10 protein-coding genes are annotated in these 10,429 nt (G+C 69.6%); 5 read left to right on the top strand and 5 right to left on the bottom strand.

Annotated features, from left to right (window positions below; genetic code table 11):
- Positions 1-138: 138 nt before the first annotated feature.
- Genes ACFWY6_RS39755 through ACFWY6_RS39745 form a run of 3 tightly spaced genes read right to left on the bottom strand, consistent with a single transcriptional unit; the run spans position 139 to position 2,826 of the window.
- Positions 139-900, bottom strand: coding sequence for an amino acid ABC transporter ATP-binding protein (locus ACFWY6_RS39755; protein ID WP_360767443.1), 762 nt, complete (start codon positions 898-900; stop codon positions 139-141).
- Complete coding sequence (locus ACFWY6_RS39750; protein ID WP_384701064.1) at positions 897-1,835, bottom strand: amino acid ABC transporter permease; 939 nt, start codon at positions 1,833-1,835, stop codon at positions 897-899. The genes ACFWY6_RS39755 and ACFWY6_RS39750 overlap by 4 nt, the downstream gene beginning before the upstream one ends.
- A 34-nt stretch (positions 1,836-1,869) precedes the next feature.
- Positions 1,870-2,826, bottom strand: a complete 957-nt coding sequence (locus ACFWY6_RS39745) for an ABC transporter substrate-binding protein (protein ID WP_384701062.1) — start codon at positions 2,824-2,826, stop codon at positions 1,870-1,872.
- A gap of 550 nt (positions 2,827-3,376) precedes the next feature.
- On the opposite strand from ACFWY6_RS39745, the gene ACFWY6_RS39740 reads away from it, so the two are divergent.
- From ACFWY6_RS39740 to ACFWY6_RS39725, 4 genes are all read left to right on the top strand, one after another.
- A complete protein-coding gene (locus tag ACFWY6_RS39740; RefSeq protein WP_384701059.1) occupies positions 3,377-4,600 on the top strand; it encodes an NADP-dependent malic enzyme in 1,224 nt (407 codons plus the stop codon).
- 122 nt (positions 4,601-4,722) lie between these two features.
- On the top strand, positions 4,723-5,685 hold the full coding sequence (locus ACFWY6_RS39735) for a zinc-binding dehydrogenase (RefSeq protein WP_365486758.1): 963 nt from the start codon (positions 4,723-4,725) through the stop codon (positions 5,683-5,685).
- 69 nt (positions 5,686-5,754) lie between these two features.
- Positions 5,755-5,964, top strand: coding sequence for a helix-turn-helix domain-containing protein (locus ACFWY6_RS39730; RefSeq protein ID WP_135334012.1), 210 nt, complete (start codon positions 5,755-5,757; stop codon positions 5,962-5,964).
- Entirely contained in the window at positions 5,964-6,542 is a 579-nt protein-coding gene (locus tag ACFWY6_RS39725; RefSeq protein WP_384701054.1) for a Clp protease N-terminal domain-containing protein, read from the top strand. The genes ACFWY6_RS39730 and ACFWY6_RS39725 overlap by 1 nt, the downstream gene beginning before the upstream one ends.
- A 62-nt stretch (positions 6,543-6,604) precedes the next feature.
- Here the strand turns inward: ACFWY6_RS39725 and ACFWY6_RS39720 are convergent, their stop codons facing one another.
- Both ACFWY6_RS39720 and ACFWY6_RS39715 read right to left on the bottom strand, forming a co-directional pair.
- The gene (locus tag ACFWY6_RS39720) at positions 6,605-7,756 is read right to left on the bottom strand and encodes a helix-turn-helix transcriptional regulator (protein ID WP_384701051.1); all 1,152 of its coding nucleotides are present in this window, start codon (positions 7,754-7,756) and stop codon (positions 6,605-6,607) included.
- A 1-nt stretch (position 7,757) separates the two neighbouring features.
- Complete coding sequence (locus tag ACFWY6_RS39715) at positions 7,758-8,795, bottom strand: DUF4097 domain-containing protein (RefSeq protein ID WP_384701048.1); 1,038 nt, start codon at positions 8,793-8,795, stop codon at positions 7,758-7,760.
- A gap of 204 nt (positions 8,796-8,999) precedes the next feature.
- Between ACFWY6_RS39715 and ACFWY6_RS39710 the strand changes: the two genes are divergently transcribed.
- Positions 9,000-9,839 carry a hypothetical protein gene (locus ACFWY6_RS39710; RefSeq protein WP_384701045.1) on the top strand — a complete coding sequence of 280 codons (840 nt, stop codon included), beginning with the start codon at positions 9,000-9,002 and terminating at the stop codon, positions 9,837-9,839.
- Positions 9,840-10,429: the final 590 nt, after the last annotated feature.

The raw sequence follows: 10,429 nt of genomic DNA, 5'->3' as shown, positions 1-10,429 counted from the left end.
ACCGCCCCCCTCATCGACCACTACCACGCGCACATCATACCTCGTTTCGTGTTTGTGGGGTTGTTTTTTTTTTTCGCATCTCCCGGGGTCCACCCCCCCACGTCATCCCGCCCCCCCCCTTCGCGTTTGAGCAGGGGGTTACAGCACCTTCGACAGGAACGACTGCGTCCGCTCGTGCTGCGGATTCGTCAGTACGTCACGCGGGTGGCCGGACTCGACCACCACGCCCTCGTCCATGAAGACGAGGCTGTCGCCGACCTCGCGGGCGAAGCCCATCTCGTGCGTCACGACGATCATCGTCATGCCGGACTCGGCGAGGTCGCGCATGACGTCGAGGACGTCACCGACCAGCTCCGGGTCGAGCGCCGACGTCGGCTCGTCGAAGAGCATCAGCTTCGGGTCCATGGCCAGCGCGCGGGCGATCGCCACACGCTGCTGCTGGCCGCCCGAGAGCTGCGAGGGGTAGTTCTTCGCCTTGTCGGCGAGGCCCACGCGCTCCAGGAGCTGGCCCGCGCGCTCCCGGGCCGCCGCCTTGGACTGGCCCTTGACCTGGACCGGTGCCTCCATGACGTTCTCGAGGGCCGTCATGTGCGGGAACAGGTTGAAGCGCTGGAAGACCATGCCGATGTCCCGGCGCTTGAGGGCGACTTCGCTGTCCTTGAGCTCGTACAGCTTGTCTCCCTTCTGCCGGTAGCCGACCAGGTCCCCGTCGACGTAAAGACGACCGGCGTTGATCTTCTCCAGGTGGTTGATGCAGCGCAGGAACGTCGACTTGCCGGAGCCGGACGGGCCGATGAGGCAGAACACCTCACCCGACTTGACCTCCAGGTCGATGCCCTTGAGGACCTCTACGTTGCCGAAGGACTTGTGGACGCCCTCGGACTTCACCATGGCGGTCATGCGACGCCTCCCTTCGGGCGGCTCAGCGAGAGCATGTTCGCCTTGATCTTCTGGAACGGGGTGGGCGGCAGGGAACGGGACGAACCGCGCGCGTAGTAACGCTCCAGATAGAACTGTCCGACGCTGAGGATCGACGTCATGATCAGGTACCAGGTGGCGGCAAGCAGCAGTGCCTCCACCGTCGCACCTGACGTGGTGCCGATGTCCTGGGCGTACTTGAGGAGCTCGTAGTACTGGACGGCGGCGACCAGCGACGTCGTCTTGAGCATGTTGATGACTTCGTTGCCCGTCGGCGGCACGATCACGCGCATCGCCTGCGGCAGCACGACCCGGCGCAGCGTCTTGCCGTGGCTCATGCCGAGCGCGTGGGAGGCCTCGGTCTGGCCCTCGTCGACCGAGAGCAGGCCGGCGCGGCAGATCTCCGACATGTACGCGGCCTCGTTGAGGCCCAGGCCGAGCAGCGCCGTCAGGAACGGCGTCATGAACTCCGACCACTCGTCCTTGTAGATCGGACCGAGGTTGATCGTGTCGAAGACGAAGCCGAGGTTGAACCAGACGAACAGCTGGACCAGGACCGGCGTACCGCGGAAGAACCAGACGTAGAACCAGGCGATCGACGAGGTGACCGGGTTCTTCGACAGGCGCATCACCGAGAGGAGTACGCCGCCCACGATGCCGATCAGCATCGAAAGGACAGTCAGGACCAGGGTCTCGCGGACGCCCTTGAGGATGCGCTCGTCGAAGAAGTTGTCGGGGATCGCGTTCCAGTTGATGTCGCCCTGCGCGAACGCGTACACGATCGCGCCGAGCGCGCCGATCGCGAGGATCGCGGCGACGTACCGGCCGAAGTGCCTGACCGGGATGGCCTTGATGGCCTCGGGCGAGGAGGACGGTGGGGTGTCCTCCGGGCCCTTCTTGGTGATGTCGGTGGTCACGTGAGTGGCCTTTCAGCGACTGAGAGGGACGCGGTCACTTGCCGCCGTTGATCTGGGCTTCCTTGACCGCGCCGTCCTCGACGCCCCACTTGGAGATGATCTTGTCGTACTCGCCGTTCTTGATGACGGCGTCGAGCGCCGCCTTGATCGCGTCACGCAGCTCGGGGTTCTTCTTGGAGACCGCGATGCCGTACGGGGCCGCCTCGACCTGCTCGCCGACCAGCTCGAAGTCCTTGCCGCCGCCCGAGGTCTTCACCGCGTACGCGGCGACCGGGAAGTCGGACGAGCCCGCGTCCGCGCCGCCGGAGCGCAGTCGGGTCTGGGCCTGCTGGTCGTTGTCGAACTGCTCGATCGCGATCTTCTTGCCGTCCTTGCACTTCTTCGACTCGGCCTTGGCCAGGTCGTGCGAGACGGTGCCGCGCTGGACGACGATCTTCTTGCCGCAGAGGTCCGCCCAGGTCTTGATGCCCTGGTCGTCACCCTTCTTGGTGTAGATCGAGACGCCCGCCGTGAAGTAGTCGACGAAGTCGACGCCGGTGCCGATCTTCTTGCCGGTCTCCTCGTCGATGCCTTCCTGGCGGTTCTTGGTGTCGGTCATGGCCGACATCGCGATGTCGTAGCGCTTGGAGCGCAGGCCGCCGAGGAGGGTGTCGAAGGTGCCGTTCTCGAACTCGAACTTCACGCCGAGCTGCTTGCCGAGCGCCTCGCCCAGGTCGGGGTCGATACCGACGGTGTTGCCGGACTTGTCCTTGAACTCGACCGGCGGGTACGCGATGTCCGAGCCGACCTTGATGACGCCCGCGTCCCGGATGTTCTCGGGCAGCTTGTCGGCGAGCGGCGCGTCGGTGACCTTCTCGCCGCCGTTGTCCTTGGTCTGGTCTCCGCAGCCGGTCAGCAGCAGCGCGCCGGCGACCGCGATCGCGCCGACCGCGGTCATCCGGGTCTTCGCGGACGTCCGTGCGGTCGTACGACAGATGGAGCGTGCGGTCATGAGGGTCCTCCGGCGGATGAGGGAGTTGCCGAGAGGTCGTGCACACACCTTCGGGTGTCGCGACCTCGTGTGATGACGGCATCTTGCCATTCGGACCGTCCGATTCTGGGTGCTCGAGATGTCAAAATCGGATAACGGGCGAGCCCCGAACCCCGACAGGCCCGTACATCCCGGCCGTACCGGTTGGGGAAGGAAGTGCCGCTATTTGAGATTTTCCGTCAATCTCGCCATCTGGACCAGTGCGCGGGTCATGCGCGGGTCATGCCGACTCTCCCTGCCGGGGATCGTGCCGCTCTCTAGCGCCCAGTTGTTGGATCGGTACAAGGACCGCGGTCCTTGTGGGTAACCAATCCCACTCGCCCGTGCCCGGCGCTTTCAGGTAGAAAGGCTCTTTACACCCCTCATCCGGGGCCCAGGGCGCGTGTGCGGCGCGCCCGCGTGTCTGTACCTCCCTCCGCCGACAGGCGGGGAACAGACGCGGTGCCCGCCCACTTCTCAACCAGGAGTGGACACCCTCAACTGATGATTTAAGACTTAAGGGGTAAGACAAGTGGCAGCGGAGATCGTCAATCCTCGCAGCGACAGCAGTACGGGTCACGAAGGCGGCAGTGAGCTTGTCGATTCCTTCGATCCGGCGTTTGCGCTGCACCGCGGCGGCAAGATGGCCGTGCAGGCCACCGTGCCCGTGCGGGACAAGGACGACCTGTCCCTGGCGTACACGCCCGGCGTCGCGAAAGTGTGCACCGCGATCGCCGAGCAGCCGGAGCTGGTGAACGACTACACATGGAAGTCGAACGTCGTGGCCGTCGTGACCGACGGTACGGCCGTGCTCGGGCTCGGTGACATCGGTCCCGAGGCCTCCCTCCCCGTGATGGAGGGCAAGGCCATTCTTTTCAAGCAGTTCGGTGGCGTCGACGCGGTTCCGATCGCGCTCGCGACGACCGATGCGGACGAGATCGTCGAGACCGTCGTGCGGCTCGCCCCGTCCTTCGGCGGCGTGAACCTCGAGGACATCTCGGCCCCGCGCTGCTTCGAGATCGAGCGCAAGCTCCAGGAGCGGCTCGACATTCCCGTCTTCCACGACGACCAGCACGGCACGGCCGTCGTGACGCTTGCGGCGCTGCGGAACGCGGCGAAGCTGACCGGGCGCACGCTCGGTGATCTGCGTGCCGTGATCTCCGGCGCCGGTGCGGCCGGTGTCGCCATCGCCAAGTTCCTGCTCGAGGCGGGCATCGGCGATGTGGCGGTCGCGGACCGCAAGGGCGTCGTGAGCCAGGACCGGGAGGACCTCACCCCGGTCAAGCGCGAGCTCGCGGAGATCACCAACAAGGCCGGGCTCAGCGGCTCGCTCGAGAGCGCGCTCGCGGGTGCCGATGTGTTCATCGGCGTCTCGGGCGGCACCGTTCCGGAGCCCGCGGTGGCCTCCATGGCCAAGAACGCGTTCGTGTTCGCCATGGCCAACCCGAACCCCGAGGTGCACCCGGACATCGCCCACAAGTACGCGGCTGTCGTCGCGACGGGGCGTTCGGACTACCCGAACCAGATCAACAACGTGCTCGCGTTCCCCGGCATCTTCGCCGGTGCGCTGCAGGTGCGGGCCTCGCAGATCACCGAGGGCATGAAGATCGCCGCGGCGAACGCGCTGGCCGATGTGGTCGGCGACGAGCTGTCCGCCGCGTACGTGATTCCCTCGCCGTTCGACGAGCGGGTCGCGCCGGCGGTTACCGCGGCGGTTGCCGCTGCGGCTCGTGCCGAGGGTGTCGCCCGCCGCTGAGCGGTGCGAGTGAAGGTCTGACCGCGCCCCGTTCCGTACGTCCTGCGTACGGCACGGGGCGCGGCGCGTGTCACAGCCGTACCTGGTTACGCACCGGTACGCCCCCGGCCTATCGTCGGCTCATGTTCGCCGCCTACGCCGCCCGCATCGACCGTGACCAGCCGCTCAGTGGCCTTGAGTTGGGGGAGCGTCCCGCCCCCGATCCGCGCCCCGGCTGGTCGACCGTGAACGTCAAAGCCGCCTCTCTCAACCATCACGACCTGTGGTCCCTTCGCGGGGTCGGTCTCGCCGATGACAAGCTGCCGATGATCCTCGGCTGTGATGCCGCCGGGATCGACGAGGACGGCAATGAAGTCGTCCTGCATTCCGTCATCGGGCAGACCGGGTACGGAGTCGGGCCCCGTGAGGGCCGCTCGATCCTGACGGAGAAGTATCAGGGGACCTTCGCCGAGCAGGTCTCCGTCCCCACGTGGAACCTGCTGCCGAAGCCCAAGGAACTGTCGTTCGCCGAGGCGGCCTGTCTGCCGACCGCCTGGCTCACCGCGTACCGCATGCTCTTCACCAACGCCGGGGTGCGCCCCGGTGACTCGGTCCTGGTCCAGGGTGCCGGCGGAGGTGTCGCCACCGCCGCGATCGTGCTCGGCAAGGCCGCGGGGCTGCGGGTCTTCGCGACCAGCAGGGACGAGGCCAAGCGGAAGCGGGCCCTGGAGCTGGGTGCGGTGGAGGCCGTCGAGTCCGGTGCGCGGCTGCCGCAGCGGGTGGACGCCGTCATCGAGACGGTGGGGGCGGCGACGTGGTCGCACTCGATCAAGTCCCTGAAGCCGGGCGGCACCGTGGTGATCTCCGGCGCCACCAGTGGCGACCGGCCCTCGCATGCCGAGCTGACGCGGGTCTTCTTCCTGGAACTGAAGATCGTCGGCTCGACCATGGGGTCCAAGGAGGAGCTGGAGGATCTGCTCTCCTTCTGTGCCGCCACGGGTGTGCGTCCCGTCATCGACGAGGTGCTGCCGCTCGACCGGGCGCGTGAGGGCTTCGAGCGGATGGAGTCCGGCGACCAGTTCGGGAAGATCGTGCTGGAGGTCTGAGCCTCTTCGCCTCCCCCCGCCTGTCAACTCTGGTTGACGGGCGGGTTTTGTCAACGTAAGTTGACGTGCATGACCGAAGCAACGGATCTCGCCGAGCGTGCGGGTGATCGTGATCCACGAGTCGGGCTGCGAGCCGTCACCGCGCTGCGGAAGCTGGTGGAGCAGCTTGAGGCCGTGCAGGTGCGCAGTGCGCGCCGGCAGGGCTGGTCGTGGCAGGAGATCGCCGCGGAGCTCGGAGTGAGCAGGCAGGCCGTGCACAAGAAGTACGGGAGGCAGTGATGTTCGAGCGGTTCGCGAAGGACGCCCGCGGTGTGGTCGAGGGCGCGGTCGAGCATGCCGAGCGGGCGGACGCCGACGCCATCGACGACGGGCACCTGCTGCTCGCGCTGCTCGACCGCGAGGCGAGCCGGGCGTCCTTCGCCCTGTCCTCGCTCGGCGCCACGCGCCGCCGGGAGTCGATCGAGCGGGCGCTTGGCGAGTCGCGGCGCCGCGGCGGGCTCTCGCAGGCGGATACGGAGGCGCTTGCGGGGCTCGGCGTCGATGTGTCCGAGATCGTCTCGCGGGTCGAAGAGGCCCATGGCGTCGGCGCGTTGGCCGGTGGCGGGGGCGGTAAGGGCGGCAGGGGCGGCAGGGGCAGGCGGGGGTGGGCCGGGCATCGGCCGTTCACCCGCGAGGCCAAGGACACCCTGGAGAAGTCGCTGCGCATCGCCGCGGCCCGCCGCGACAGGACCATCGGCGACGAGCACATCCTGCTCGCCCTCACCGTCCGCCCCGGCGTGGTCGGCGAGGTGCTCGCGGACCACGGGGTGACTCATGAGTCGGTGCAGCGGGTGCTGTTCGGGGCCGCTGCGGAGTAGGGCAGGGGCCGTGCGGGCGGAGGGCTTCGGTGCCCCCCGCCCGTACGGATTTGGCGTCGGCGTCAGCCCTTCGGTGTGCGCAGCGCCGCGCCGATGTGAGCGGCCGCCGCGGACAAGTGGCGGCGGGCGTCGCGGAGTTGGTCCTCGCTCACGCCGTGGTCCCGGGCCGCGTCGCGGATGTCGTCGCGGAAGCGGTCCAGGAGGCGGTCCAGATCACGGGCCGGGTTGCCGGTGCCGTCCTCCTGGGACCAGTCCGGGACGTACTCGGCGGGGACCGCGTCCTCGCGCTCCATGGTGAACTTGGGCTCCTCGGCGGTGGGCCCTGCGCCCTCGCCGGATGCCTTTGCCGCGCCGGAGCTCTTCCCGGAGCCCTTCGCGAACTCCTTGCCGAAGTCCTTTCCGAAGTCCTTTCCGAACTCGCCGAACTCCTTGGCCAGTTCCGACAAACCCTCACGGACCCCCGTCGGCCAGTCGCCGCGCGTGAAGTGGTCCTGCACCTGGTCCTGGACGAGCCGCGCGATGCGCTGCATCTCCTGCTGGGCCTGGGCGCGGACCTTGTCCTGTGCGTCCTGGGCCTGGCGGCGGGCGCGCTGGGCCTCCTCGCGGGCCCTGCGGGTCTCGTCCTTCGCGCGGCGCGCCTGCTCCTTCCACTCCTGCTTGGCGCGCTTGAACTCCTCCTTCGCCTGGCGCCAGCTCTCCTTGCTGTCGCCCCAGGAGGTGTCGAAGAAGTCGGAGGGGTCGGGGAAGGGCTTGCCGCCGGTGCCGTCAGTGCCGTCAGTGCCGCCGGTGCCGCCGGTCCCGTTCTTGGCGCCCTTGCCGTCCGAGGTGCGGGCTTCCTCTGCTGCCGCGCGCATCTCGCGGCGGAGCTCGCCCGCCGCGCCGCGGACGCCGTCGCGGATCTCGGCCGCGAGCTCGGCGACCGACTCGCGGATCTCCAGCTCCAGATCGGCCAGCTCGCCGCTGCGGTCGGCCAGTTCGGCGCGGCCCGCGTCCGTGATGGAGTAGACCTTGCGGCCGCCCTCCGTGGTGTGCGTGACCAGGCCCTCGGCCTCCAGCTTCGCCAGGCGCGGGTAGACCGTGCCCGCCGAAGGCGCGTAAAGACCCTGGAAGCGCTCCTCCAGGAGGCGGATCACCTCGTAGCCGTGGCGCGGGGCCTCGTCGAGGAGCTTCAGCAGATACAGGCGCAGTCGGCCGTGGGCGAACACGGGGGCCATCTCAGAGCACCTTCTTGTCGTTCGGGGCGGCGTCGCTCGGAGCGGTCTCGTTCAGAGCGGTGTCGCTCGGAGAGGTGTCGCTCGGGGCGGCGTCGTCGGCCCGGGGGGTGTCGGTCGGGGGAGTCTCCGCCGGAGGGGTGTCCGTCGGAGGCGTGGCCGGTGCGGCCTCGCCATACGGATCTTCCCCCATCGGGTTTTGCTCCATCGGACCCTCCTCCATCGGGCCTTCCTCCATCGCGGGCCTGCGCAGCAGCGCGATGGATCCCGAGAGTGTGGTCGCCCTCAGCTTTCCGCTGCCCGAGCCGAGCCGGCCGGTGATCCTCTTCGCCCCCCACTGTCCGCTGACCCGCAGATCCTCGAACGCGTTGGAGACGGCGCCGCTCGCTGTGTTCGCCTCCACCTCCGCGTCCGCCGGGTGGGGCAGCCGGATCGCGATCTCCCCCGATACGTTCGTCAGGCCGATGTCGGTCGGGGTGCCCGCCGGGTCGATGTCCACGATCATGGAGCCGCTCACCGATTCGGCCCGAACGGAGGAGCCCGCTCCCTCGAAGACGGTCAGGTCGCCGGAGACGGAGTTGAACCGCAGGTCGCCGGTGATGCCCTGCGCCTCCACGCTCCCGGAGACCGTGTCGGCGCGGACCGGGCCCGAGAGGCCGACCAGGGTCGTGTCGCCCGTGACGCCCCTGACCTCCGTGCGCCCCTCTATGCCCGAGACGACGGCGCCCGCGCCGACGACGCCGACCTCGACGCGGGTGCCCGCGGGGACGGCCAGGGAGACCACCGCGCTGCGCCGCCAGCCCTTGCGGTCGAGCCACTTGAGGAAGCCCTTCCAGGGCAGGTCGTCGTACGCGACGGAGAGGGTGCCGTCCGACTGTGTGACGGTCAGCGGCGGCCCTTCGATCTCGGAGACCTCAAGGCGCGCGGAAACTTCGTCGGTGCCCACGACGTTCACCGTTCCGTTGACGACGCGGACATGGAGTGTCGTCACGGGGGCGTCGAAGGTGAGCTTCTGGGGCTCGGCGACGGACCACTCTGACATCGGGCTGACCTCCTCGGGCGGGCCGGGGGCGGGCAGGCCGGGCGGCCCACGAGCTCCGGACGGAACGCGCCATATCGCGTCTCTGCTACACACGATATATCGCGGATGTCGAAAGTCAAGACTGGTCGCGATACCGGCTGCGCGGGCTCGTCCGACGGCCGACTCTTCTGCGCCGAATGCACCGTTGTGTCCTAGCGTGGGGCCATGTCGTCCGATGACTCCGAGCGCGCCGCCGTCGGTGCGCTGCTGCTCTGCCGGGCCGAACCCGACGTCGTCGAGCCCGCCGCCCGGCTGTTGCGCGAGCGGATGCTGCTGGCCCCGGCGGGGCGCGACTGGAGCGTGCTCGTGCCCGAGGGCAAGCCCTGGGTGCACGGCGGTGAGCCGGTGGACCGGGTGCTCACCGGGTGGGCGACCGCGCTCGCCGTCGGGGCGCCCTGGCCGGTGGTCGCGCTGTGGTGGGACGCCGACCGTTCCGGCTACATCCTCGCGGCGGGCTTCCGCCGCACGGTCGGATACGTATGGCTGGCGAACGGCACGCCCGTCGGCGAGGGCGAGGCGATGCGGACGTTCGCCGCCCGCCTGGGGCTCGACCCCGTACTCGACATGCAGGCGCTGGAGGCTCTGGGCAGCCCGGACTCGGAGGCGGACGCGCGGGCGCGACTCCTGGGCCTGCTCGCCGTGCTGACCGGGGCGGGCGTGGCCCTGCCCGTCGGACTGGGCCCCGGGGAGCCGGCCGACCGGCTGAGGGCGGTGGCGCATGTGCTGCCGGATGTCCGCGAGGTCGAGTGGTCGGGATGGCGGGACGCGGTACGTGCGGAGCTGGACGTCGTCGAACGGGGCCGCTTCGGCCCATGGCTGCGGGGCCCCCGCGCCCGCGCCCTGGCCGCCGTCCAGGTGACAGCCGGAGTGCCACTCGCGGCGTGGGGCCTGCGGCGGCGCAGCGGGGGATGGGTCGCGGCCGGCGTGCTGCTGGTCGTACACGGGGCCTTGGGTTTCGCATACGACCGGGTACGGGCGGCTGACGCCGGGGCTTGGCGGGGGTGAGGGGGGCGGCTGCCGGGTTGGTCGGGTGTCCGGCAGCACGCGTGCTCGCGTCCAGGGGCAAGGTCCGGAGGCGGGGATCGAGTCCCGGATTCGGGCCGGGAGGCGGCGGCGCGTGCGGAATCTGAGTGGCAGGCGGGATTGCGTGCAGGGCCGGGTCGGGGGGGGGCAGGAATCGCGTCCGCCTTTGAGCGAGAGGCGCGGATCGCGTGCCGGGGCGGTGTCCGGATAGGAGTCGCTCCGGGGCGGCCGGGGTCGGGAGGCGGAATCGAGTCCGGGGCCTGGGCGGGGGGATGGGCCGCGTTCAAGGGCAAGGTCCGGGGCGGGGCTGGCGTCCCCGGTTTGGGGTCGTGGGGCGGGAGTTGCTCCAGGGCTGGCTGCAGGCGCGGATCGTGTCCCGGTTGGGAGTTGGGAGGTGGAAGCGCGTCTGGGGTCCGGGTGGGAGGCGCGGATCGAGTGCCGGGGCGGTTTCCGGACGCGGGAGTTGCTCCGGGGCGGAGTCGGAAGGGGTGGATTGCTTGTGGCGTTGGCGTCGGCGTCGCGTGGTGTGTTGCTCCGGGGTGGGGGTGTGGGTCAGGGGGTGTGGGTCGCGG

The organism is Streptomyces sp. NPDC059037, from assembly GCF_042740015.1.
GTDB lineage: Bacteria > Actinomycetota > Actinomycetes > Streptomycetales > Streptomycetaceae > Streptomyces.
Note: the sequence above shows the minus strand (reverse complement) of the source record. Positions and strands in the feature narration are given on the sequence as shown.

Excerpts from the sequence above, each read along its gene's own strand:
- ACFWY6_RS39755 (WP_360767443.1), bottom strand. The coding sequence starts at position 900 with ATGACCGCCATGGTGAAGTCCGAGGGCGTCCACAAGTCCTTCGGCAAC.
- ACFWY6_RS39745 (WP_384701062.1), bottom strand. The coding sequence starts at position 2,826 with ATGACCGCACGCTCCATCTGTCGTACGACCGCACGGACGTCCGCGAAG.
- ACFWY6_RS39735 (WP_365486758.1), top strand. The coding sequence starts at position 4,723 with ATGTTCGCCGCCTACGCCGCCCGCATCGACCGTGACCAGCCGCTCAGT.
- ACFWY6_RS39730 (WP_135334012.1), top strand. The coding sequence starts at position 5,755 with ATGACCGAAGCAACGGATCTCGCCGAGCGTGCGGGTGATCGTGATCCA.
- ACFWY6_RS39725 (WP_384701054.1), top strand. The coding sequence starts at position 5,964 with ATGTTCGAGCGGTTCGCGAAGGACGCCCGCGGTGTGGTCGAGGGCGCG.
- ACFWY6_RS39720 (WP_384701051.1), bottom strand. The coding sequence starts at position 7,756 with ATGGCCCCCGTGTTCGCCCACGGCCGACTGCGCCTGTATCTGCTGAAG.
- ACFWY6_RS39715 (WP_384701048.1), bottom strand. The coding sequence starts at position 8,795 with ATGTCAGAGTGGTCCGTCGCCGAGCCCCAGAAGCTCACCTTCGACGCC.
- ACFWY6_RS39710 (WP_384701045.1), top strand. The coding sequence starts at position 9,000 with ATGTCGTCCGATGACTCCGAGCGCGCCGCCGTCGGTGCGCTGCTGCTC.